The organism is Caminicella sporogenes DSM 14501, assembly GCF_900142285.1.
Lineage (GTDB): Bacteria > Bacillota > Clostridia > Peptostreptococcales > Caminicellaceae > Caminicella > Caminicella sporogenes.
This window is the reverse complement of the sequence record NZ_FRAJ01000007.1, coordinates 43,294-67,536: the sequence shown is the minus strand read 5'-3', so window position 1 is coordinate 67,536 and position 24,243 is coordinate 43,294. Positions and strand designations below refer to the sequence as shown.

At 28.4% G+C, this 24,243-nt stretch carries 22 protein-coding genes; 3 read left to right on the top strand and 19 right to left on the bottom strand.

Translation table 11 applies throughout. From position 1 onward, the window contains the following. Positions 1-46: 46 nt before the first annotated feature. The 3 genes from BUA90_RS05110 to BUA90_RS05100 form a co-directional block, all read right to left on the bottom strand. Positions 47-778: a GntR family transcriptional regulator gene (locus BUA90_RS05110; RefSeq protein ID WP_072966325.1), complete on the bottom strand. Its 732-nt coding sequence runs from the start codon at positions 776-778 to the stop codon at positions 47-49. A gap of 83 nt (positions 779-861) precedes the next feature. Next, positions 862-1,776: an N-acetylmuramic acid 6-phosphate etherase gene (gene murQ / locus BUA90_RS05105; RefSeq protein ID WP_242945048.1), complete on the bottom strand. Its 915-nt coding sequence runs from the start codon at positions 1,774-1,776 to the stop codon at positions 862-864. A 312-nt stretch (positions 1,777-2,088) separates the two neighbouring features. Next, positions 2,089-3,759: a formate--tetrahydrofolate ligase gene (locus BUA90_RS05100; protein ID WP_072966322.1), complete on the bottom strand. Its 1,671-nt coding sequence runs from the start codon at positions 3,757-3,759 to the stop codon at positions 2,089-2,091. A gap of 342 nt (positions 3,760-4,101) precedes the next feature. On the opposite strand from BUA90_RS05100, the gene BUA90_RS05095 reads away from it, so the two are divergent. After that, entirely contained in the window at positions 4,102-5,910 is a 1,809-nt protein-coding gene (locus BUA90_RS05095) for a heme NO-binding domain-containing protein (protein ID WP_072966319.1), read from the top strand. A gap of 187 nt (positions 5,911-6,097) precedes the next feature. On the opposite strand, the gene BUA90_RS05090 is transcribed toward BUA90_RS05095, so the two are convergent. From BUA90_RS05090 to BUA90_RS05070, 5 genes are all read right to left on the bottom strand, one after another. Beyond that, positions 6,098-7,174 (bottom strand): NAD(P)H-dependent flavin oxidoreductase, encoded by a 1,077-nt coding sequence (locus BUA90_RS05090; RefSeq protein ID WP_072966316.1) that lies wholly within the window; start codon positions 7,172-7,174, stop codon positions 6,098-6,100. Positions 7,175-7,330: 156 nt separating this feature from the next. Then, the gene (locus BUA90_RS05085) at positions 7,331-9,001 is read right to left on the bottom strand and encodes a glycosyl hydrolase family 18 protein (protein WP_072966313.1); all 1,671 of its coding nucleotides are present in this window, start codon (positions 8,999-9,001) and stop codon (positions 7,331-7,333) included. 129 nt (positions 9,002-9,130) lie between these two features. Further along, positions 9,131-9,652: a chromate transporter gene (locus BUA90_RS05080; RefSeq protein WP_072966311.1), complete on the bottom strand. Its 522-nt coding sequence runs from the start codon at positions 9,650-9,652 to the stop codon at positions 9,131-9,133. Beyond that, positions 9,636-10,187 carry a chromate transporter gene (locus BUA90_RS05075; protein ID WP_072966310.1) on the bottom strand — a complete coding sequence of 184 codons (552 nt, stop codon included), beginning with the start codon at positions 10,185-10,187 and terminating at the stop codon, positions 9,636-9,638. Before BUA90_RS05075 ends, BUA90_RS05080 begins: the two co-directional genes overlap by 17 nt. 140 nt (positions 10,188-10,327) lie before the next feature. Next, positions 10,328-11,443, bottom strand: coding sequence for an aminopeptidase (locus BUA90_RS05070; RefSeq protein WP_072966309.1), 1,116 nt, complete (start codon positions 11,441-11,443; stop codon positions 10,328-10,330). 187 nt (positions 11,444-11,630) lie between these two features. On the opposite strand from BUA90_RS05070, the gene rd reads away from it, so the two are divergent. Next, positions 11,631-11,792 carry a rubredoxin gene (rd, locus tag BUA90_RS05065; RefSeq protein ID WP_072966308.1) on the top strand — a complete coding sequence of 54 codons (162 nt, stop codon included), beginning with the start codon at positions 11,631-11,633 and terminating at the stop codon, positions 11,790-11,792. 122 nt (positions 11,793-11,914) lie between these two features. Continuing rightward, complete coding sequence (locus BUA90_RS05060; RefSeq protein ID WP_072966307.1) at positions 11,915-12,799, top strand: DMT family transporter; 885 nt, start codon at positions 11,915-11,917, stop codon at positions 12,797-12,799. A 75-nt stretch (positions 12,800-12,874) separates the two neighbouring features. On the opposite strand, the gene bioA is transcribed toward BUA90_RS05060, so the two are convergent. The 11 genes from bioA to BUA90_RS05000 form a co-directional block, all read right to left on the bottom strand. Beyond that, positions 12,875-14,227 (bottom strand): adenosylmethionine--8-amino-7-oxononanoate transaminase, encoded by a 1,353-nt coding sequence (gene bioA / locus BUA90_RS05055; protein WP_330390665.1) that lies wholly within the window; start codon positions 14,225-14,227, stop codon positions 12,875-12,877. Positions 14,228-14,264: 37 nt separating this feature from the next. Further along, positions 14,265-14,975: a dethiobiotin synthase gene (bioD, locus tag BUA90_RS05050; RefSeq protein WP_072966306.1), complete on the bottom strand. Its 711-nt coding sequence runs from the start codon at positions 14,973-14,975 to the stop codon at positions 14,265-14,267. Between the two features lie 191 nt (positions 14,976-15,166). Further along, positions 15,167-15,793, bottom strand: a complete 627-nt coding sequence (yihA, locus tag BUA90_RS05045; RefSeq protein ID WP_072966305.1) for a ribosome biogenesis GTP-binding protein YihA/YsxC — start codon at positions 15,791-15,793, stop codon at positions 15,167-15,169. Beyond that, positions 15,783-18,128, bottom strand: a complete 2,346-nt coding sequence (gene lon / locus BUA90_RS05040; protein WP_072966304.1) for an endopeptidase La — start codon at positions 18,126-18,128, stop codon at positions 15,783-15,785. Before lon ends, yihA begins: the two co-directional genes overlap by 11 nt. Before the next feature lie 180 nt (positions 18,129-18,308). Further along, positions 18,309-19,586, bottom strand: coding sequence for an ATP-dependent Clp protease ATP-binding subunit ClpX (clpX, locus tag BUA90_RS05035; protein ID WP_072966303.1), 1,278 nt, complete (start codon positions 19,584-19,586; stop codon positions 18,309-18,311). Between the two features lie 16 nt (positions 19,587-19,602). Further along, on the bottom strand, positions 19,603-20,187 hold the full coding sequence (clpP, locus tag BUA90_RS05030; protein WP_072966302.1) for an ATP-dependent Clp endopeptidase proteolytic subunit ClpP: 585 nt from the start codon (positions 20,185-20,187) through the stop codon (positions 19,603-19,605). A 23-nt stretch (positions 20,188-20,210) separates the two neighbouring features. Next, positions 20,211-21,497, bottom strand: a complete 1,287-nt coding sequence (gene tig / locus BUA90_RS05025; RefSeq protein ID WP_072966301.1) for a trigger factor — start codon at positions 21,495-21,497, stop codon at positions 20,211-20,213. A gap of 222 nt (positions 21,498-21,719) precedes the next feature. Next, positions 21,720-22,088, bottom strand: a complete 369-nt coding sequence (locus BUA90_RS05020) for a hypothetical protein (RefSeq protein ID WP_072966300.1) — start codon at positions 22,086-22,088, stop codon at positions 21,720-21,722. Positions 22,089-22,128: 40 nt separating this feature from the next. After that, positions 22,129-22,758 carry a regulatory protein RecX gene (locus BUA90_RS05015; protein ID WP_072966299.1) on the bottom strand — a complete coding sequence of 210 codons (630 nt, stop codon included), beginning with the start codon at positions 22,756-22,758 and terminating at the stop codon, positions 22,129-22,131. A 27-nt stretch (positions 22,759-22,785) separates the two neighbouring features. Continuing rightward, entirely contained in the window at positions 22,786-23,358 is a 573-nt protein-coding gene (locus tag BUA90_RS05010; protein WP_094756741.1) for an HD domain-containing protein, read from the bottom strand. A gap of 502 nt (positions 23,359-23,860) precedes the next feature. Then, positions 23,861-24,136 carry a hypothetical protein gene (locus BUA90_RS05000; protein WP_072966297.1) on the bottom strand — a complete coding sequence of 92 codons (276 nt, stop codon included), beginning with the start codon at positions 24,134-24,136 and terminating at the stop codon, positions 23,861-23,863. Positions 24,137-24,243: the final 107 nt, after the last annotated feature.

Genomic DNA, 24,243 nt, shown 5'->3' with positions numbered 1-24,243 from the left:
CTCCCTTTAAAATTATTTTAAATTTATATAAATAATTTATTAAACATTATCTAAGTATTACTTCATACTTGTATTTATCACTTCTATAAATAGCTTTTGTATATTCTATAACTCTACCATCGTCTAAATAAGTTTTTCTTCTAAATAAAAGCGCTAAAGATTCCGGCTTTACATTTAATAAACTGCTTTCATATTCATTTATTTTTATAGGTTCTATAGTCTGCTTTGCATAATCCAAATTATAGTTATATTTTTTTCTTATAATACTATAGAGCGAATTACCTTCAAGAGTTTCTCTAGTAAAATCCGGACACATATTTAAAGGTATCCAAGCAGTTTCTACTGCAATAGGTTCATTTTCTATTTTTCTCAATCTCTTTATTTCTATAATTAAACTATCTTCTTGAGTTAAATTCAAATGCTCTCTTATCTTCTTTGTAGCTTTTTTTATTTCAAATGATAACAATTTTGTATCAGTCTTTAGCCCTTTTTCCTCCATATCTTCTGTAAAACCCTTTAACTGCGATAATTGTTGCTTTATTTTTGGAGCTGAAACAAAAGTCCCTTTTCCCTGTTCTCTATACAGTAATCCCTCATTTACTAAATCCATTATTGCTTTCCTAGCTGTCATTCTACTTACACCGTGTATTTCGCATAATTCCCTTTCTGGTGGAACTGGATCGCCCGGTTTTAGCTCTTCATTTTCAATCATTTCCTGTATTATTTCTTTCAATTGATAATACAAAGGTAATGGATTATTTTTAGAAACTTTTCTCACTTTTAACCCTCCAACCTTTTTTAAATATCATCTTCTTCAATTTTTATAAAACGTTTTCCATGTCTTTATAAAAAAAAATCACTTTATTTTTTTATCTTTCTTTGCAAATCACTTTCTATAATTAACTGATTAATAATTCCGTTATTATCTTTTATAAACTTCTTTGCACTATCTAAATCCATTTTTTTACTAATCATTACTATAGCCAATTTAGCATCATAATTACATTTATCTAGTACTTTTTTAATAATTTCTTTATTTTCTCCTGTTGCCAGATATACAATAGTCTCTACACGTTTTTTCAACTTTTGATTTATAGGTCTGACATTTATCATAAGATTACTATAAACTTTACCTATTTTAATCATTGATGCTGTACTTAATATATTTAAAACCATTTTCTGTGCCGTTCCTGCCTTCATTCTAGTAGAACCCATAATAACTTCTGGTCCAACGTCTATGCAAATACATATATCGCTCATGTACTTTAACTTTCCACTTTTATTACATATAAGTCCTATAGTTTTAGCTCCTAATTCATTTGCATATTCTATCCCTTTTAATACATAAGGAGTATTTCCACTTGCTGTTATGCCAACTATAACATCTTTATTGCTAACTCCTTTATCTTTTAAATCTCTAATAGCTAATTTTTCATCATCTTCAGTATGTTCAAGCCATCCCCATACAGCTTCTTTTCCCCCCGAAATAATACCTTGCACCATATCATCATCTACACCAAATGTCGGAGGACATTCAGATGCATCTACTACACCAATCTTTCCGCTAGTTCCACTTCCTAAATAAAATAACCTCCCTCCATTATTAAAACTTTCAACTATATAATCTACAGCTTTTGCAATACTTTCTATTTCCTTTTCAACTGCATATGCTACTTTTTTGTCTTCTTCATTTATTTTTCTCACTATATCAATAGTAGGAAGTATATCAATATCTAATGTATTTTCATTTCTCCCTTCAACCATCTTATATTTCAATACACTTCAACCTTCCTAAATTTAATTTGTTGTAATAATGTTATGTTGTATATACCAATTTTGTAATTTAATTATAAACTTTAAAAAATCTTTTGTCAATCCTTTATTTTAAAATTATTGCAAAATATAAATTGCAAGTTTCATGTTGTAAGTTTCAAATTAAATCTCTAAGTTTTTTATAATTCTAATTTTAAATTATTTATAATTCTAATTTCTGCTTAATTTTATTTTGCTTAAAACTGTAATCAATAAAAAAAGTCAACAGAGTATTTTACTCCATTGACCTTTAGTAAATTATAAAATTTATCTATATTAAAATAATCCTACGATTTCTCCATTAGGCAGTAAATCTATTTTATTTGCTGCTGGAACTTTTGGTAGTCCGGGCATAGTCATAATATCTCCAGTTAAAGCTACTAAGAAACCTGCACCAGCAGAAGCTCTAATTTCTTTTACTGTAATAGTAAACCCTCTTGGTCTTCCTAAAAGTTTTGGATTATCAGATAATGAATATTGAGTTTTAGCCATACATATTGGAAGTTTATCAAGCCCTATTCTTTCATATTTTTCAATTTCTTTTAACGCCTTTGATGAAAATTCTACTCCATCCGCTCCATATATTTCTTTTGCTATAGTTTCTATTTTTTCTCTTATAGACATATCTAAATCATAAAGAGGTCTATAATTTGATTTTCCGCTCTCTGAAAGCTCTACAACTTTTTTAGCAAGCTGTACTCCACCTTCTCCACCTTTTGCCCAAACTTCTGATAATACTACATCAACACCAAGTTCTTTACATTTATCTTCTATATATTTCAACTCATCTTCCGTATCAGTTGGGAATCTATTTATAGCAACAACTGCAGGTACTCCAAATTTTTGAACATTTTCTATCTGCTTTTCAAGATTTTCAAATCCCTTTGCCAATGCTTCCATATTTTCTTTACCTAAATCTGCCTTTGCTACTCCACCATGATTTTTTAATGCTCTTACAGTTGCAACTATCACAGTTACATCTGGTTTAAGATTTGCATATCTACATTTTATATTAAAAAACTTTTCTGCTCCCAAATCTGCACCAAATCCAGCTTCTGTAACAACATAATCAGCAAGTTTCAATGCAATTTTTGTTGCCATTACAGAATTACAACCATGTGCTATATTTGCAAAAGGACCTCCATGTATAATAGCTGGTGTATTTTCTAACGTCTGAACAAGATTTGGTTTTATTGCGTCTTTTAAGAGTAGTGTCAAAGAACCAGTTGCATCAAGCTGTCCAGCAGTTACAGGTTCGTTATCATAAGTATATCCAACTATCATCTTTGAAAGTCTTTCTTTAAGGTCCTCTATGCTTGTAGCTAAACATAATATAGCCATGATTTCAGATGCTACAGTTATATCAAAACCATCTTCTCTTGGTACTCCGTTTCCCCTTCCGCCAAGTCCTATTACTATCTTTCTAAGAGCTCTGTCGTTCATATCAAGAACTCTTTTCCATGTAATTCGTCTTGGGTCTATATTAAGCTTATTTCCTTGATGAATGTGATTATCTAAAAGAGCTGAAAGTAAATTATGAGCAGTAGTTATAGCATGTATATCACCTGTAAAATGAAGGTTAATATCTTCCATAGGAACTACCTGAGCATATCCTCCACCAGCTGCTCCACCTTTAATACCAAAGCAAGGTCCAAGGGAAGGCTCTCTCAATGTTGTTATTGCCTTTTTTCCTATTTTATTAAGCCCCATACTTAAACCAACATTCGTAGTAGTTTTACCTTCTCCAGCAGATGTAGGATTGATTGCCGTAACTAACACTAGTTTTCCGTCTTCTTTGTCTTCAAGTCTCTTATATACGTCTAATGAAATTTTTGCTTTATATTTTCCATAAAGCTCTAATTCATCTTCAGTTAAATCCAACTTTTTTGCTATTTCTACTATAGGAAGCATTTTGGCCTCTTGGGCTATTTGGACATCTGTTTTCATAATATTCCCTCCATATTAATTATTCTGAAATTTATAATTAAATTATAATATCTATTCGTCTCTAAAGCGTCAAATAAACTAAATCTCCAACTCCAAAGTTTAACTTTCTTTAAAAAAACTCTTTTTCTTAAATATAAGTTTTAAAGTCAATATTACTTATAATTATATACTATACTATTTTATTTAAACAGCACTTTTTTTATTTTTTTACTTCTGTTTATCATAGTCTCAATTTGGATATATATAGCTTGTAGAAAAAAATTTTCACATATTAAATACAAATTCAAATATTCATATTATAATGATATAGAGATATGTTTTTAGCTAAAGGAGGTATTGGATTTGAAAGGTACTGTAGTTTCAACTTGGATAAATACTTTAGAAAATTTATATGGTAAAGAAATTGTCGACAAAGCCATTTCAAAAGTAGGATGGCAAAAAAATAGGGTCATTACGCCACTTGAAGACATTCACGATAATGAACCTATGGTTATAGTAGAAGAAGTTGCTAATCTTACAAACAAAACACCCGGAGAAGTCTGGAGAGAAATAGGAAGAAAAAATATAGAAACATTTAGCAAATGGTTTCCTTCTTATTTCGAAAGATTTAGCCTAAAAGGTTTTCTCATGATGATGGATGACGTACATACTCAACTTACAAAGATGATAAAAGGAGCAAAACCACCTAGATTAATAGCTACAGAAACTGCCCCTAAAGAAATAGAAATTTTATATGAATCTAAAAGAGGCATGTTTGACTATTTTTTAGGTCTTTTAGAAGGTAGTGCCAAATTTTTTAATGAAAAAATGGAATACAATATACTTGACAGTGGGAAATATAACGATGGAAGACATTTTATGAAAGTAAAAATAAAACTTGAAAAAGACCCATCAGTTATTAAAAACTACACACTTTCTAAATTTTTATCTTTTGGTTTTATTAAAGATATATCTTTAAAAATAGCACTGCCAACTACAATAATATCATTCATTTTTTTCTTTTTAAGCAATCAAAATATAATAAAAAGCAGCTTATTTACAGCCGCTGTATTTATAGTTACATATTTAATTGCCAAAACAGCTATATCACCTTTAAAAGTTGTTCAAGATGAACTTTCTAAACTTGAAAATCTAAATTTTGTTGGAGATACAAAAATAAAATCTGGAGATGAATTTGAAAAACATATTAATGAAATAAATAAAATAAAAAATAATATAAAGAAAGATTTTATATACCTTAAAGGTGGTATGGATGATGTTCACAATTTCACTATAACATTTTCAAATATAGCCAGTAGCATGAAAGAAGTTTCTGAAGGAATTTCTAGTGCTGTTCAAGAAGTAGCTAATGGAGCTGTTCATCAAGCTGAAGAAACAGAAAAATCTGTTTACATTCTAAATGAAAATATTGAAATTTTAAATAACCTTGCAGAAGAAGAAAATATTAGAAAAAAACAACTTGAAAATGCTGTATCAAATATTGAAAAATCATTTCAAGAACTTCAAGCTGTTTCAAATATGCTCTTAGAAGTAAAAGATAACTTTGCAAAAGTAAATTCAAAAGGAGAAGAACTAGCAAATAAAGTCCAAGATATAATTAATATCGTAATAACTGTTGAACAAATATCAGAACAAACAAATCTTTTGGCACTTAATGCAGCTATCGAAGCAGCTAGAGCTGGAGAAATGGGCAGAGGCTTTACAGTTGTAGCAGATGAAATAAGAAAATTAGCTGAGGATTCAAAAAATGCAGTTAAAATAATAAACGATAATCTTAATACTTTCACAATGGAAGTCAATGATATGATTAAACAAGTAACCAACCAATTCCTTCAATTAGAAGAAAGTAGTAAAACACTGCAAAATGTCGCCACAGATAACCAAACTGCAACTAACGAAATTACTGATGTATCAAATGGTATTGTTGAATTAGTTGACAAATTAAGTACTGAAACTAAAAAAATATCCAAAGTTTTTGAAAATATACATTCCCTAGCAGCTATCGCACAGCAAAATTCTGCTTCAGCAGAAGAAATGAGTGCAAGTGTTATGGAATATTCAGATAAAATTACAGAACTTATGGATTATGTTAATATGTTAGAAGAATTAACAAATAACTTAAAAAATGAACTTAAAAAATATAAAATTTAATTAAACTTTTTTGTCAAAGCGTGGATAAATCCACGCTTTTTCATTGCTTACTTAAATTTAAAATTTAAAAAAATTCAATTCAAAAATTTATAACTTAAAACATCAAACTAATAATTAGTACTAATTTTTTTATAAAAAGAAAATAATATTTTTAACGATTTACATATAACTTAATTGCAATTTTTATTTAACCTAAACTTTCTTCTGCTTCACTGACTAATTCATTTATTAATTTTTTTACAGTAGTAATTTCTTTCAATCTATAAGCAGTAGTTCCTACAAAAACTAACCCTCTTTCAATATCGCCTTGAACAGAATTTATTAATGCATCTGATATGCAGTATGGAGCAGACGCAGGGCTACAATGTTTTAAACATCTATAACACTTATTTATTGGCTGCTTTCCCTTCTCAACAGATTTTATAAATTCATTACGAATTGCTCGTCCGGGCATACCTAAAGGACTTACTACAATTTGAATATCCTCCTCTTTAGCAGATATATATGCATTTTTAAAATTAATATGTGCATCACATTCCTCTGTAGCAACAAATCTTGTAGCCATCTGAACTCCAGCTGCACCAATTTTTAAAAATTTAGCAATATCACGACCTGTATAAATTCCTCCTGCCGCAATAACAGGTACTTTCTTTTTATATTTTTCCTCAAAAGGTTTTAATGTCTCTATTACTTCTTTTACTATATCACTTAATTTCGGTAATTTTAAAGATTTTAACTGCTGAACAGAAAAACCTAAATGTCCTCCAGCATAAGGACCTTCTACTATTACTGCGTCTGGAATATACTTATATCTTTTATCCCATATTTTTGCTATAACAGATATTGCTTTAGATGACGAAACTATTGGAGCAATTTTTGTATTAGAACCTTTAACTAACTCAGGCAACTGTTTTGGAAGTCCTGCTCCTGAAATTATCAAATCAATTTTTTCTTTTACTGCTGTCTTAACCATATCTTTGTAATTATTAACAGCTGACAGTATATTTACTCCTAAAATCCCATTAGGACTTAATTCTCTTGCTTTTCTGATTTCTTTAATAAGACCTCTTATATTTGCAATATCATTATTTATCTTAAAATCTTTTTCTCTAAAACCTATTTGAACTCCTGAAATAACCCCTATTCCCCCTTCATTTGCTACAGCTGAAGCTAATTTTGAAAGAGAAACACCTATACCCATACCTCCTTGTATAATTGGAACTTTAGCAATTAAATCACCTATTTTTAAAGATGGTAAATTCATAAAAAATTCTCTCCTTTAAATGTTATTAATATTCAAAGTATATGAAATATTATAAACCATGTCAACATTAATTAAAAACTTTTTCTATTTTCTTTTGATGAATAATCATAATTTCTTTAAAATAAATGCATAGGCATATATGCCTATGCATTTATTTTAAAGAAGCTTTTTATCATCTTTTATCATTTTTATAACTTCCCAAATTTCTTCATATTCATATCCTTTTCTCCATGATGCTATACCCTTTAGCCCGTATTTATGAGCCAATTTAAGTTTTAATTTAATAGATTCAGCATCTTCAATCCAAATTTTATATACTGCACTATCCTTTTTATAAGTAGCAAAATATTGTCCTGCTTTACTATCCCAGACAACTACAGCATCATTTTCTTCTATTATTTTTTTTACATTTTTTATAGGTATAGCTTTAGAAGTTACTTTTATCTTGCCATTTTCATCTACAGTTTCCTTCCATATCCTAGTATAAAATGGTACCCCTAATAAAAGTTTTTCTTTAGGTACACTTTCAAGAGTTTTAACTATACCTCTTTCAACCCATCCTATTGAAGCTACTGAACCACTTTTAGGACTAGTTGCCCAATGTTCATCATATGCCATTAATGCAATATAATCTACTATTTTAGCCAATTTTTCTCTGTCATAAACTTTAGACCATCTCTTACTGCCACCCGGAACTGTAATATCTATAGATACAATTAAATTTTGTTTTTTTAATATTCTAGTCAAATCTTCAACAAACTTCACAAATGCACTTTTATCTTCATAATAGATATTTTCAAAATCTATATTTATACCGTTTAAATCATATAAAGAAGCATAAAAAGCTATCTGTGCTATGACTTTATTTTTCAGCTTTTCATTATTCAATATATTAGTTGTTATGTTAGGGTCAAATCCATTATTGACAACACCCCATATTTTATATCCTTTTTTATGAGCTTCTTTTACATAATTTATATCTGCATTATTTATAACTACTCCATTTTTAGATATTTTAAACCAAGTAGGAGATACTACATCAAGACCGTCTATTTTATCCTCATTTTTTATATCAGGCGTTCTTTCATAGACATACTCCCAAGTAATATTTATCTTTTTACTTTTATCAAAATCTTCTCTCTTAGTATTTAATTTATTATTAAAACTGATTTTTTTAGTAAACTCATCAATATATTTTCTTTGAACAAAACCCAAATGTCCAACTTTATTTCTAACTTCATACCAATCTTTATATTCTTTAAAAACTCTTACTTTTTCATTTTTAAACAGCTTATCTATCGTAAAACTAAATTTATTATTTTTTAACTTTAATACAGTATCTTCCTTTATCTTTCCAAATTTAATTTCTTCTGTAAACCTATCAACTGTAACTACTTTTGTTGTTTCAATATAATTTATATCAATATTAAAAATCTTGCTAGTTAATTTTCCCGGAATATAGACTATATTATCCTCTATTTTTGTTAATAGATTTATTTTTACTCCATTTTCCACAACAAATTTAGTTAAACTCTTATCTTCAAGTTCTAAATTTTTATCTGATATATTTATATAGACCCTTTTCTTATCATCACTCAATTCTAAATCTGAATCTATATAATTTCTTATAAGCTCTACAGGAATATAAATTTCATTTTCCTCTACTATTGCCTTTCCATAATCTTTAACAACTATATTTTCAAATACTAACTTAGCTACTTTCTCTACTCTATTTTGTACTTCTTTTTGCTTTTGAAAATAACATATAATTCCCCCTGATATAATAAAAATCAGCACAATAAAAGTTAATAGTGCTTGTCTTTTCATACCCAAATCCCCCTTTTTTTTTAAACTTCCTCAATAACTAAACTATCAACTACTTTTAAAAGAAACCTACTTTTCATTATATAATAAAACAACTTTTAATCTCTACGGTAATTGCTAGTTATAAACCCTTTAAAATACAATCAATCCTATTATTCCCGATATTGCAATACATAAAATAGGATGCAACTTAAGCTTTAATATTGAAAATAAAACTATAAAAGCAATAATTAAACTTTTAAAATCTACTATAGCCGTCTTTCCAACAGATACTGCCGCACTAAATATCAATCCAAGTACAGCTGGTCTAATTCCCATAAAAATACTTTTAACTGCTTTAGAATTACTAAAATTTTTTAAATAACTAGCAAGTATAGTCATCAATATAAATGAAACCAATATTACCCCTATAGTTCCTGCTACTGCCCCCCAAAATTTTGAAATCTTAAATCCTACAAAAGTAGATGAATTTATTGCTATTGGTCCGGGGGTCATTTGAGATATTGCAATAATATCAATAAATTCTTTAAGAGAAAGCCAACTATTTTTTTCCACTATTTCTTTCTCTATAAAAGGAATCATCGCATATCCTCCACCAAAACTAAATGCCCCTATCTTCAAAAATGTCATAAAAATTTTAAGAATTTGACTCATCTACATTTACTCCTTTATAAAAATAATAACCTAAAAGACCTGAAATTATTATAATCAATATAGGATGAACTTTGAATATTAAAATAAGTATAATAGTTGTAATTATTATCACAAAACTAAACAAACTTTTTTTTATTCCCTTTTTAAGTTTAAATACTGCTACAAGTATTAATGAAACTACTGCTGGTCTTACTCCTGCAAAAAATTTTTCCACACATCCTTTGTTTAAAAAGAGTATTAAAAATTTTGCAATAGTTAAAATTATTATAAAAGATGGAAGTACAACTCCTAAACAGGATATAATTGCTCCCTTAAGACCAAAAATTTTATAACCAATATAAGTAGATGTATTGACTGCTAGTGCCCCGGGTATAGATTGAGCAACTGCTATAATATCTAAAAATTCATCTTCATCAATCCACTTATTTTTATTAACTATTTCTTCTTCTATAAGCGGTATCATAGCATAACCGCCACCAAAAGTAAAAGCTCCTATTTTAAAAAAAATACCAAATAACTTAAATAATTCTTTCATTTTTTCCTCCAAATAGCACTAATATTTAATTTAATTATAAATACTATTAAATTCTAAAACATTATTTTTCTATAGTCAAATAAAAAGTAAAAAGCCAAAAAACCTGTTTATAAAAAGGCTTTTTGGCTCATACTTCTTTCCTATTTTAAATTTTCAGGATTTAATGCTTCAAGCTCTGGCAAAACAAATCTTCCATCTTTTCTAATTAAAACATCATCAAAATATATTTCTCCTCCACCATACTCAGGAGTTTGAATACAAACTAAATCCCAATGTATAGCAGATTTATTTCCATTTGGAGCATCATCATAAGATTTTCCGGGAGTAAAATGAAAACTTCCCATTATTTTTTCATCAAATAAAGTATCTTTCATAGGAGTAGTTATATACGGATTTACACCTATAGCAAATTCTCCTATATATCTTGCTCCTTCATCAGTATCAAATACTTTATTTATTCTCTCTGTATCATTTGATGTAGCCTTAACTATTTTTCCATTTTCAAATTCAAGTCTTATATTTTCATATGTAACGCCTTGATAAACTGCCGGACAATTGTAAGTTAAATATCCATTCACAGAATCTCTTACAGGAGCAGTAAATACTTCTCCATCTGGTATATTTAATTTGCCATCACATTTAATTACCGGTATTCCCTTAATAGAAAAAGTTAAATCTGTACCTTTACCTTTTATATGTACTTTATCTGTCTTTTCCATGAGTTTAACTAAATTATCCATAGCTTTTGACATCTTTTTATAGTCGAGATTGCAAACGTTAAAATAAAAATCTTCAAAGGCTTCTAAACTCATATTTGCAAGCTGTGCCATAGAATTATTTGGATATCTTAAAACTACCCATTTAGTATTGTTCACTCTCTCTTCAGAATGTACAGGTTTTGAAAAATGTTCCATATAAATTGCCATTTTATCAGAAGGAACATCTCCCATTTCGCTTACATTATCATTTCCTCTAATTCCTATGTATGCATCCATTCCCTTCATACGCAAAAGTTCATATTCAGCCATAAATTTTATCTGCTGTTCAGTTGCTTCTAGCAATATCTGTCTTAAAATGGAATTATCTTTTAATTCTACAAATGGTACAGCTCCTACTTTATACGCTTCCTTTACAAGAGCTTTAACTAAAGGCATTGTAGCTTGTCCATAACTTTCTATTAGGACTCTTTCTCCTTTTTTTAGTTCACATGAATAGTTGATAAGATTTTCCGCAAGTTTTTGTATTCTTAAATCCATTTTATTCACCCCTTCATAACTTTTTTATATATATAATTTTTCTTATATTAATTATATCATTTTAAAACCATATTTTTAATTTTTCCAAAAAAATATTTTTTATGTTTAGTATATGCATGAATGGGTATAATCTTTTATGTATCACAACAAAAGATATTTTTATCATTAACAGAAGGGAGTTTTTTAAATGAAAAAATATAGATGTATACCATGTGGATATGAATATGACCCAGCAGTAGGTGACCCTGACGGAGGCATAGCTCCGGGAACTGCTTTTGAAGATATTCCAGATGATTGGGTTTGTCCAATTTGTGGCGTTGGAAAAGATATGTTTGAACCTATTGAATAAGAGGCTAGTTTTTCTAGTCTCTTTATTTTTTATTAAAAATATCTGCTATTAATGATAAAATATAGTATAGTTATTTGAAACTAAATTTTATAAATAAATCTATGCTTAGGAGGAATGAAAAAATGACTAAACAGTCAAAAGCTGATTTAGCACTTCTCATTATAACAATAAGCTGGGGTGCTTCTTTTATATTAACTAAAAACTCTCTTAACTCATTAGGAACTTATAATTTTTTGGCTATAAGATTTATATTAGCATTTACTATTTCTTCATTAATCTTTTATAAAAATATGAAAAAAATTGATAAAGATACTTTAAAATATGGAATACTCATTGGTTTTATATTATTTAGTGGCTATGCATTTCAAACAGTAGGTCTTAATTATACTACTGCTTCTAAATCTGCATTTATTACTGGAATTTCTGTAGTATTAGTTCCAAGTCTTTCATCAATTTTTTTAAATAAATCACCTGAAAAATCTGCTATTTTAGGAGCAATAGTAGCTCTCATAGGTCTTGCACTACTTACTTTAAATGAAAGTATATCTCTTAATATTGGAGATTTATATACATTTATTTCAACATTTGCATTTGCAATGCACATAATTACAGTTGGCAAATATACAGTAAAAGTAGATTCTATAGCTCTAGCAATTATACAAATAGGTGTTGTTGGAATATTAAGTTTATTTACTTCTTTAGCAATAGAAAAACCTATACTCCCACCTATAAGTATGGTCTGGTTTAATATTTTAGTATTAAGCGTAATATGTACTTCTGGAGCTTTTATTGTACAAAATGCTGCTCAAAAATTTACTACTCCAACACATACAGCTCTAATTTATACAGGCGAACCAGTTTTTGCAGCTATATTTGCCTATTTTGTTGCTGGTGAAGTGTTAAGTTTCAAAGGATTTGTTGGAGCAGCACTAATTCTTATGGGAATGTTAGTTGCTGAAATAGACTTTATGTCATTATTAAAAAAGAAAAAAAGTGTAAATCAATAATGCTTAAAAATTGGTACTGAAATCATCAGTACCAATTTTTAAGCTCATATAATTCATATTTACTAATATATTAGTCTACTTAAAATATTCTAATATAGAATCTATTGCAGTCTGAACCATAAAGTCTATTTCTTCTTCACTTATAATATAAGGTGGCATAAAATAAATTATATTTCCAAGAGGTCTTAATAAAACACCTTTTTCAACTGCTCTTTTGTAAATTTGATAACCAACTCTTTCTCTCCAATCAAAGCTCTCCTTCGTTTTCTTATCTTTTACAAGTTCTATTGCTCCTATCATTCCAATTTGTCTATATTCTCCTACATGAGGAACATCATCAATTTTTTCTTCAACTTTCTTCCTTAATATCTGAGCTTTAATCTTATTTTTCTCTATGATATTATCTTCCTTAAAAATTTTCAAAGTTTCTACTGCAACAGCACATCCAAGAGGATTTCCTGAATAGCTATGACTATGCAAAAATGCCTTCATAGAAGAATAATCATCATAAAAAACATCATAAATCTTATCTGTCATTATAGCTAATGATAATGGTAAATATCCTGCTGTTAACCCTTTTGAAACGCACATAATATCTGGTGATATATCTGCATGATTGCAGGCAAACATTTCACCTGTTCTTCCAAACCCTACTGCAATTTCATCGGCTATTAGATTAATATCATAGTCATCACACAATTTTCTCAACTTTTTAAGATATTTTTCCGAATATATTTTCATTCCAGCTGCAGCTTGAACCATCGGTTCAATTATAATAGCTGTTATTTCTTCATGCTTGTCAATTACTTCCTTTTCTAAATCCTCAAAGCACTCTGCCATGCAGCTCTTTCTATCTAAACCATATCTACATCTATAACAATCTGGTCCCTTAGGTCTTATCACTTCCAATAACAACGGTTTATATATTTTACTATATAAATCGACACCTCCAACTGAAAGTGCTCCTATAGTTTCTCCATGATATGCATTACTTAAAGCCACAAATTTAGTTTTTTTAGTTTTTCCCAACTGCTGATGATATTGAAAACTAAGCTTTAGTGCAATTTCTATTGCCGAAGAACCGTTATCTCCAAAAAAGACTTTATTTAAACCCGCTGGAGTAATTTTTACAATCCTCTCTGCTAACTCAATTGCAGCTTCATGAGAAAAATTAGCAAATATAACGTGTTCTATTTTATTTGCTTGTCTATACAGTGCATCATTTATTCTCTGATTTGAATGTCCAAATAAATTTACCCACCATGAAGATACCGCATCTAAATATTTCTTACCATTTATATCCTCTAAAAATACTCCTTTTCCTTTTTTTATAATAATAGGCGGAAAATCTTCATAATCTTTCATTTGTGAACATGGATGCCAAATATATTTTAAATCTTTCTGCTGAAGATTTTTCATTTTATTCATTATAATCTCCCCTTTATATTAATACCTGTAAAAAATTTTAAAACATATTTAAAATATCTTGTATTTTTAAACTCTTTTCAAATTCCTGCCTTATCTTTGAAATATCGTCTTCATTTCCTTTTAAATCTAATTTATTCACTACACCAACTACATCTACTTTTGTTATTTTCTTAATTACTTCAATATTGTCATCCTCATAAAAATTCCCACTATAATTGTTAATAATTATCCCTTTTACATTTATTCCTAAACTCTTAATATAATTTACTGTCAAAACAGTATGATTAATTGTACCAACTCCTGCTCTTGCTACTATAACAACAGGTATATTTAAATCCTTTATTAAATCATAAATATAATATTTATTTCGAATAAGAGGAACAATAACTCCTCCAGCCCCTTCTACAATAATAAAGTCATACTTATCTTTTAATTTTTGATAATCGTCAATTATTCTATATACATCTATATTAATATTTTCTCTTTCAGCTGCTATGTGAGGTGATACTGCCTCTTTTAGACAATAAGAATTCATACTACAATATTCTTCTTTTAATCCCGCTACTCTTTTTATAAATTCAATATCACCTGATACTAATTTTGAATTACATATTATTCCACCACTTTGTACAGGTTTAAAACTTACTGCATTATAATTATTTTTTCTTAAAATATAAACAATTCCAGCCGTAATAAATGTCTTGCCCACGTCTGTATCTGTCCCTATGACAAATAGCCCTTTTGCCAAAACCTTCACTCCTTACTCCTTATCGCTATTCCAAATAGCTCGTACTTTTCATTTAATAAAATTCCTCTTTGTTATCCCCCCTATTTTTTATAGTATTTACATTATTCAAAATAATTGTAAACTAAACAACTTAAAATTGTCAACTTTTATTATTGAACGAGTTAACAATAGTATTAAAAAAACAGCTGAGCTTAAAGCTCAGCTGCTTTTTCTATAGTTATATTTAATCCTTTATCTATAAATATACTGCAAATTACTTCCCAAAGTTCTTCTTTTCCCTCTCTATTCAAAGACGAAACAGGAATGAGCACATCATCTTTATCCATACCTAATTCTTTTCTTATAATACTTATTTGTTTCTGTCTTTGACTTCTTTTTATCTTATCAAGCTTTGTTGCAACTACTATTCCTTTAAATCCAAAATGTTTTATCCATTCATACATTTGTTTATCCTGAACAGTAGGTTTATGTCTTATATCGACTAATTGTAAAACTTCAACCAAATTTTCTCTAGAAGTAAGATAAGTTTCTATAATCTTCCCCCACTCTTCTTGACTTCTTTTAGAAACTTTGGCATAACCGTATCCCGGTAAATCTACTAAATGAAATTCATTGTTTATTAAATAAAAATTTATGGTTTGTGTCTTTCCGGGTACTGAACTAGTTTTAGCTAACTTTTTTCTGTTAACAAGCATGTTTATTAAAGAAGATTTGCCTACATTTGACCTGCCAGCTAAAGCTATCTCTGGCATATGAGTTTGCGGATACTGACTAGGTTTAACAGCACTAATAATAAACTCTGAACTCTTAATTTTCATCTTTCCTATCTCCCTTTACAAGTGCATGTTCTAAAACTTGATCCATATGACTTACAAATACAAATTCTAATTTTTTCTTTACTGATTCAGGTATTTCTGATAAATCTTTTTTATTTTCAATTGGCAACAATACTTTCTTTATACCTGCTCTATTAGCAGCAAGTACTTTTTCTTTTATTCCACCTACAGGTAAAACTCTTCCTCTTAAAGTAATTTCACCTGTCATAGCTACATATTTGTTAATTGGAATACCTGATAGAGCTGATATTACAGCAGTAGCCATAGTTATACCTGCTGATGGACCATCTTTAGGTATAGCACCTTCAGGTATATGTATGTGAATATCTAAATTCTTATAAAATTCTTCATCAATATTTAGCTCACCTGCTTTTGAACGAATATAGCTAAGACCTGCTCTTGCAGATTCTTTCATTACATCTCCAAGCTGACCTGTTAGAACTAATTTTCCTGTCCCTTTCATAGGAGTTACTTCTATAAATAATGTATCTCCACCTACCCTTGTCCAAGCAAGACCTGTAGCTATACCAACTTCATGTTCATTTCTCACTTTTTCATATCTATACTTAGGAATACCTAAATAATTTTTAAGATTTGATTTAGTAACTCTTATTACTTTTTTATTATTTTCAACTATTTGCCTAGCAGCTTTACGACAAATTGTAGCTATTTGTCTTTCAAGCTCTCTTACTCCAGATTCTCTAGTATAATAATTGACTATATCTCTTAATGTACTTTTTGAAATTTGTAAATTATTTTTTTTCATACCATGTTCTTTTATTTGTTTTGGAACAAGATACTTTTCAGCTATAACAATTTTTTCTTCTTCTGTATAACCAGAAACTTCTATTACTTCCATTCTATCAAGAAGCGGTCTAGGTATTGTCCCTAAACTATTTGCTGTCGTAATAAACATTACATTTGAAAGGTCAAAAGGTACTTCTAAATAGCGATCTGTAAACTCCTTATTTTGTTCTGGGTCAAGTACTTCAAGAAGTGCTGAAGCAGGGTCTCCTCTAAAATCACTATTTAATTTATCTATTTCATCAAATAAAAATACTGGATTCTTAAATCCTGCATCTTTAATAGCAGAAATAATTCTTCCCGGAATAGCTCCTACATAAGTTCTCCTATGACCTCTTATTTCTGCTTCATCTCTTACTCCACCTAATGACATTCTTACAAATTTTCTGTTCAATGACCTCGCAATAGACCTCGCTATTGAAGTTTTTCCAACTCCAGGTGGTCCTACTAAACATATGATAGGTCCTTTCATATTTTTTGCAAGTTTTCTTATTGCCAAATACTCTAATATTCTTTCTTTTACAAAATGTAAACCATAATGGTCTTCATCAAGTATTTTTTTTGCTCTTTTTATGTCTATATTATCTTTTGTTTTTTTATTCCAAGGCAAATCTAATATCCAATTGACATAAGTTCTTATCACTCCACCTTCAGCTGAACCCGGAGCTAACTTAGAAAGTCTATCAATTTCCTTATACACCTTCTTTTCTACTTCTTTAGGAAGTTTAGCCTTTTCAATTCTCTCATAAAATTCTTCTATCTCACTGTCATATTCTCCATCTTCTCCAAGTTCTTCTCTTATAGCTTTTAATTGTTCTTTTAAATAATATTCTTTTTGCAATCTATTTATCTGTTTTCTTACTTTTGTATTTATTTCCTTTTCAACTTCCAATATTTCAATTTCTTTTAAAAGAAGTTTATATAATACTTCTAATCTATCCTTTGGATCAAATGCTTCTAATATTTCTTGTTTTTGTTCTGTCTTTAAAAGCATATGAGAAGCTATCACATCTGCTAGTCTCCCTGCTTCTTCTATAGTAGAAACAGTTATTAATACTTCAGGTGATATTTTATTACTCACACTTATGTAGTCTTCAAAGCTATTTAATACTGCTCTCATAAAAGCCTCAAGCTCTTTATCTTCCTTATATTCTTTAACCTTATATTCTTCTACTTCTACGCTAAAAAATGGTTCTTCATCTATAACCTTCTTTATTTTCCCTCTGCTTATTCCTTCTACTAAAACCCTAATTGTATCCCCCGGCAATTTAAGCATTTGTTTAATTTTTGAAATAGTACCTACTTCATAAAAATCTTCTGGTGTAGGTAAATCAACATCTATCTCCTTTTGTGTAGTCAAAAATATCAATTGATCTTTAACTATAGCTTCTTCTAAAGCCTTTATAGACTTTTCCCTTCCAACATCAAAATGAAGTACCATATATGGAAAAATTGAAAGTCCTCTTAATGGTATCAGGGGCAGTTTTATTACTTTGTTTTTATTATCCTCCATCTAATCAACTCCCTTGCTTGAGGATTTTACTACTAAATGAATAACTTATTATTCTATATTTACCTATTAATAGTTTTTTTATAACATAAAAGTATCAAAACAAATTATACACAAATATAAAGCTTTAATCAACATATTCATTAATTAAGAAAGCGAGTCAATATAGACTCGCATCTTCTATTATGAAACATTTTCTTCTTTTTTCTTCTTTCTTGAACCTTTTTTCTTGTTAGTAGAAATAACTAATGTAGGAGTCATCTTTTTCTCCACAGTATCCTTAGTAACTATACATTTTTCAATATCTTTCCTTGAAGGAACTTCATACATAACATCGAGCATTATACTTTCAAGTATACTCCTAAGCCCTCTAGCTCCAGTTTTTCTATCTATAGCAAGTTTTGCAATAGCTTTTAATGCTTCATCTTCAAATTCTAATTCTACTCCATCCATTTCAAATAATTTTTTGTATTGTTTAACAAGGGCATTTTTAGGCTCTACAAGTATTCTAACTAATGCTTCCTCATCTAATTCATGTAAAGATGCTATTACAGGAACTCTACCTACAAACTCAGGAATTAAACCATATTTTAATAAATCTTCAGTTTCTATTCTTTCAAGTAACTTTCCTATTTCCATTTCTTTTTTACTGTGAACCTCAGCTCCAAATCCCATAGATTTTTGACCAATTCTACTTTGAATTATTTTTTCTATGCCATCAAAAGCTCCACCACAAATAAATAGTATATTACTTGTATCTATCTGAATAAACTCTTGATGAGGATGTTTTCTACCACCTTGAGGTGGAACACTGGCAACAGTTCCTTCTAAAATTTTTAAAAGAGCCTGTTGAACACCTTCTCCACTTACATCCCTTGTTATAGACGGATTATCAGACTTTCTTGCTATTTTGTCTATTTCATCTATATAAATGATACCTTTTTCAGCTCTTTCGATATCAAAATCAGCTGCCTGAATTAGTTTTAAAATGATATTTTCAACATCTTCTCCTACATAACCTGCTTCAGTTAAAGAAGTAGCATCTGCTATTGCAAAAGGTACATTTAATATTTTTGCCAATGTTTGTGCAAGCAGAGTTTTACCTGAACCAGTAGGTCCAATTAAAAGTATATTACTTTTTTGAAGCTCAACATCATCTGATTTTACTTCTCTATTTATTCTCTTGTAATGATTATAAACTGCAACAGCTAAGGCTCTTTTAGCTTTTTCTTGACCTATTACATATTGATCTAATATTTCTTTAATTTCTGTAGGTTTTGGAATATCTGAAGTAGCTAAATCAAAATTTTCCTCAAATTCTTCTTGGATTATTTCCTGACAAAGTTCTATACATTCATCACATATATATACGTTTGGTCCTGCAATAAGCCTTTTAACTTGATCTTGAGATTTTCCACAAAAAGAGCACTTTAACTGTTTTCTGTCATCAAATCTTGACATCATTACACCTCTCTTGTTATTTCCTAGAAGTGATAACTTTATCGATTAAACCATATTCTAAAGCTTCATCAGGATCCATAAAGTTATCTCTATCTGTATCTTTTTCAATTTTTTCTAATGGCTGACCTGTATTTTCACTTAATATTTTATTAAGTTTATCTCTCATTTTAAGAATTCTCTCTGCATGTATTTTAATATCTTCTGCTTGACCTCTTGTTCCTCCCAATGGCTGATGAATCATAATTTCAGCATTAGGAAGAGCATATCTTTTTCCTTTTGCACCTGCTGCTAGAAGAAATGCTCCCATACTAGCAGCCATTCCAATACAAATAGTTGATACATCAGGCTTTATATACTGCATTGTATCATAAATAGCCATTCCTGCTGTTATAGAACCACCAGGACTATTTATGTAAAGATGAATATCTTTATCTGGATCTTCAGCTTCAAGGAAAAGAAGTTGAGCAACAACTAAACTTGCAGTATAATCATTTATTTCTTCACCTAAAAATATTATTCTTTCTTTAAGTAGCCTAGAGTATATGTCGTAAGACCTTTCTCCTCTATTAGTTTGTTCTACAACCACCGGAACTAATGGCATAGTCATCTTCCCCCCAGATTCATTTATGCTATTTTAGCATTTTCTACTAAAAAGTCTATAGTTTTTCTCACTTTAATAGTATTTCTTATATACCCATAATTTCCATCTCTAAAAGTTTCTTTCATTTTTTCAACTGATACTTTATTTTGCTCTGCAATTTTTTCTATTTCTTTTTCTACATCTTCATCTGTAACTTCAATATTTTCTTTTTCCTTTATAGCTTCTAATACTAAAGAAGTTTTTACTCTATTGTATGCATCATCTTTCATTTGATTTCTTAAATCTTCAATTTTTGTATTTGTAAATTGAAGATATTTTTCTAAATCTAATCCTTGATATCTTAACTGAAAGTCAAAATCTGTAAGCATATTATCTATTTCAGTTTCTACCATAACCTCTGGAATATCTATCTGAGCATTTTCTACTACTTTATCTAAAACTTTTTCTCTTAACTCTCTTTCAGCTCTTTTTTGTGCATTTTCTTCTAATCTCTTTCTAATATCAGCTTTTAATTCTTCCAACGTATCAAATTCACTTACATCTTTAGCAAACTCATCATCTAAATCAGGAAGTTCTTTAAATTTGATTTCCTTAATAGTTACTTTAAACACTGCATCCTTGCCAGCTAACTTATCAGCATGATATTCTTCTGGAAATTTTACCTTAACTTCAATTTCATCTCCTCTATTAGCACCAATTAATTGTTCTTCAAATCCCGGTATAAATTTTCCTGAACCTATTACTAAACTTTGATTTTCTGCAGTACCTCCTTCAAACTGAACTCCATCTACAAAACCTTTATAATCTATAATTACAGTATCATTTTTTTGAACTGGTCTATCTTCTACATTTACTAATCTTGCATTTAAATCTCTCATTCTTTCTAATTCTTTTTCTACATCTTCATCAGTTACATTATACTCAATTTTTTCAACTTCTATACCTTTATATTCTCCAAGATTTACTTCAGGTTTTACAGTAACAGTAGCTGTAAATATTAAATCTTCACCTTTTTTTATTTCTTCTATATCTACATCCGGTCTATCAACTGGCTCTAAATTATGCTGTTTAATAGCTTTATCGTATTCCTTTGGAAGTACAATATTTATCGCATCTTCATAGAAGATACCTTCTCCATACTGCATTTCAATAATCTTTCTTGGAGCTTTACCTTTTCTAAAACCAGGTATATTAAATCTTTTTCTGTTCTTCATATATGACTCCTGAATAGCCTTTTCAAAATCTTCCGCACTTACTTTAATTTCTAAAGTAACTCTATTATTTTCTTTTTTTAGTATTTTTGAGTTCATTTACTTTGTCCTCCTCTATTCTATTTTAATATTTCCATTATTAACTATTTTAAATTAGTTTAAACTTTTTAACTATTTAATTATAACATAAATATTCTCTTGTTAAATAAACTTAAACATTTTCCTATTTAAAAAACCAATGGATTACCCATTGGTCCAGTAAGTTTTTCATCATACATATTATATCATTATAAAATAGATTGTAAATAGTTTTTTATATCCCTATTTTAATTTGCCTCTAGCATAATCTATATCCATTTCTAATATTTTCTTATCTTTCTTTGTAAAAATTCCATCACTTCTTCTAGAGCAATAAAGCTCTTTACCATACTTATATGCCTTTTGTATTAACTCTTCATTATTAGGGTCTTTTTTCAATTCTTCAATAGCTTTTCTATAATTATATACAATTTTCATATTTTCCTTATATCTATATGTAAATATAATTACAGCTCCAATAACAGACATTAATATCCCGAATAATATCCCGAAAAAAAATATAAATTTTGTCCCACTTTCTAAGGCAAAATACATAATAAAAAATCCTAAAAATAATATTAACATTCCTATTAATATTTTTATTTTATTCATATTATTTAACTCCCCCAATACTTTAGTAACCATTTTGCTTTTATAATATTTCTTTTAAAATCTTTGTAATTATTCTATAATTATATCCTTTTCTCTGCAAATACAAACCTAATTTCCTATATACACCGTTTTTATCATCTTGTCCATAGACTTTTAACTTTTTTTTAGCCAGTTCAAGTGCTTTTTCATATTCTAAATCATCATCTATTTCTTTATTTAAAACACTATCTATAATATCTTCATTTATACCTTTGTTAATCAATTCTAATTTTATACGTTTTTTCCCAAACTTATTTAATTTTTCTCTAACAAATTCATTTGTAAATTCAAAATCATTAATATAATTATATTCTTTAAGATATTTTACAGTTTTATCTATTACTTCTGCATCATAGCCTTTTAAATTCATTTTATCCTTGATTTCTTTTTCACTTCTTAAACGATATGATAACAATTTTAATGCATAAGAATTTGCCCTCTTTTGTTCTTCTTCCTTTATAATTTCTTCAATAAATTTTTTATCTAAAATTTTTCCTTCTTCAAAATCATACTTAAAAAATATCTCTTTATGTATTCCAAATCCATATTGCCCATTTATATATATAGATACTCTATCTTTATTTTTCTTTTGTATTTCTATTTTAGTAATTTTGCAAATGTTCCCATCCATAAATTTTCCACCTAATTTCTTTAAAAATTAACCAAAAAGCTCTTCTACTGCTTCTTTAAATTCTTCATACATTTCATACCCATCTAGTTCCTTTAAACTTTTAACTAAGCTTTTATAATACCATTTCTGTTTATCATACGGTGCATTAAACTTGTCCCACAATTTTTCTCCCATTTTTTTATAATCCTTTATCATACTTCTTATATTACTAAGTTTATCAGCACATATAAGAAGTTTTACTTCAAGTGGTGCCTTTTTTGAATAATCAATAGTATGTTTTTTCCTGTCTTCCCATGGTCTGTTCTCTCTATTATAAAGTTCCTCTGAAGCTCTTAACACAAGATTAAGTATTTTTTCTCCAAATATATTCTTTATATCATCTTCAGTTAAATCTGTATCCTCTAAAGTATCATGTAATATCCCTGCAGCAATTACTTCATCACTAGCACCATTTTTTTGTAATATTAAAGCTACTTCAAATGGATGTACTATATATGGAATATCACTTGCTTTTCTTCTATGCCCATCATGAGCTTTTGCAGCAACTTTAATAGCTTCATTAATCAAATAATCATAATAAAACTTATCATCTACCCCCATTTTTTTACCTCCTTTAACCTAAAATATATTATACTATATTATATAATAATTATTTTATAAAAGGAGTTTATTTATGACAGAAAATACAAATATAAACTGCTTTAAATGTAAATATTTTTTTATTACTTGGGATATAAATAATCCTAGAGGCTGCTCATATTTCGGCTTTAAAAGTAAACAGCTGCCTTCAGTTATTGTTTACAAGAGTTCAGGTAAAAAATGCTATGCATTTTATCCTAAAAAAAATAAAGGCTAAAACTCTAGCCTTCTTTTCTAGTAAACTTTAAATTTTTATATATAAATTATTTATATTGTATCCATGCAAATGCAGATACCAAACTAGCAAATGTTCCTAAAACCATCATAGTAACTACAGCTATTGCTATAAGTTTTTTAGTCTTATATTTCATATTTAAAACACCTCTTATTTTAAAATAATTAAATTCCATTCCTATCTAAATTTTATTAAAATCATTAATTTTTATCAACTAAATATTTTCTGTTATTCAATAAATATATCTTCAACATTTATTTCATTTAACAAACGTATAACCTTAACTTTAAATTTCTGCAGTTCTTCCTTATCAGCAATAACTCTCCCTTCTACATTTTCTTTATTTTCTACACATTTCAACTTATCAATATAATATTTATCATTGGCAAAATATATTTTAAATAGAACACTTTCCTTATCTTTATTTCCTTTCAATATCAAACCAGATTTGTTTTCTGTTAATCTATCAATATAATCAAATAATTGCTGTACAGTCAAACCCATCATAATCCCCCTATCTAATTATATAAAACAAGTTGTACCACTAAATAAATTATATGTTTAATATTTATTTTTAATTCATATATCTTATTTACCCATATAAATTCTTA

Bases quoted from the DNA above. Each gene is read 5' to 3' on its own strand.
- BUA90_RS05100 (WP_072966322.1), bottom strand. From the start codon at position 3,759: ATGAAAACAGATGTCCAAATAGCCCAAGAGGCCAAAATGCTTCCTATA.
- BUA90_RS05090 (WP_072966316.1), bottom strand. From the start codon at position 7,174: ATGAATTTACCATCTTTAAAAATAGGTGATTTAATTGCTAAAGTTCCA.
- BUA90_RS05085 (WP_072966313.1), bottom strand. From the start codon at position 9,001: ATGAAAAGACAAGCACTATTAACTTTTATTGTGCTGATTTTTATTATA.
- BUA90_RS05080 (WP_072966311.1), bottom strand. From the start codon at position 9,652: ATGAGTCAAATTCTTAAAATTTTTATGACATTTTTGAAGATAGGGGCA.
- BUA90_RS05075 (WP_072966310.1), bottom strand. From the start codon at position 10,187: ATGAAAGAATTATTTAAGTTATTTGGTATTTTTTTTAAAATAGGAGCT.
- BUA90_RS05070 (WP_072966309.1), bottom strand. From the start codon at position 11,443: ATGGATTTAAGAATACAAAAACTTGCGGAAAATCTTATCAACTATTCA.
- rd (WP_072966308.1), top strand. From the start codon at position 11,631: ATGAAAAAATATAGATGTATACCATGTGGATATGAATATGACCCAGCA.
- BUA90_RS05060 (WP_072966307.1), top strand. From the start codon at position 11,915: ATGACTAAACAGTCAAAAGCTGATTTAGCACTTCTCATTATAACAATA.
- bioA (WP_330390665.1), bottom strand. From the start codon at position 14,227: ATGAATAAAATGAAAAATCTTCAGCAGAAAGATTTAAAATATATTTGG.
- yihA (WP_072966305.1), bottom strand. From the start codon at position 15,793: ATGAAAATTAAGAGTTCAGAGTTTATTATTAGTGCTGTTAAACCTAGT.
- lon (WP_072966304.1), bottom strand. From the start codon at position 18,128: ATGGAGGATAATAAAAACAAAGTAATAAAACTGCCCCTGATACCATTA.
- clpX (WP_072966303.1), bottom strand. From the start codon at position 19,586: ATGTCAAGATTTGATGACAGAAAACAGTTAAAGTGCTCTTTTTGTGGA.
- clpP (WP_072966302.1), bottom strand. From the start codon at position 20,187: ATGCCATTAGTTCCGGTGGTTGTAGAACAAACTAATAGAGGAGAAAGG.
- tig (WP_072966301.1), bottom strand. From the start codon at position 21,497: ATGAACTCAAAAATACTAAAAAAAGAAAATAATAGAGTTACTTTAGAA.
- BUA90_RS05020 (WP_072966300.1), bottom strand. From the start codon at position 22,088: ATGAATAAAATAAAAATATTAATAGGAATGTTAATATTATTTTTAGGA.
- BUA90_RS05015 (WP_072966299.1), bottom strand. From the start codon at position 22,758: ATGGATGGGAACATTTGCAAAATTACTAAAATAGAAATACAAAAGAAA.
- BUA90_RS05010 (WP_094756741.1), bottom strand. From the start codon at position 23,358: ATGGGGGTAGATGATAAGTTTTATTATGATTATTTGATTAATGAAGCT.
- BUA90_RS05000 (WP_072966297.1), bottom strand. From the start codon at position 24,136: ATGGGTTTGACTGTACAGCAATTATTTGATTATATTGATAGATTAACA.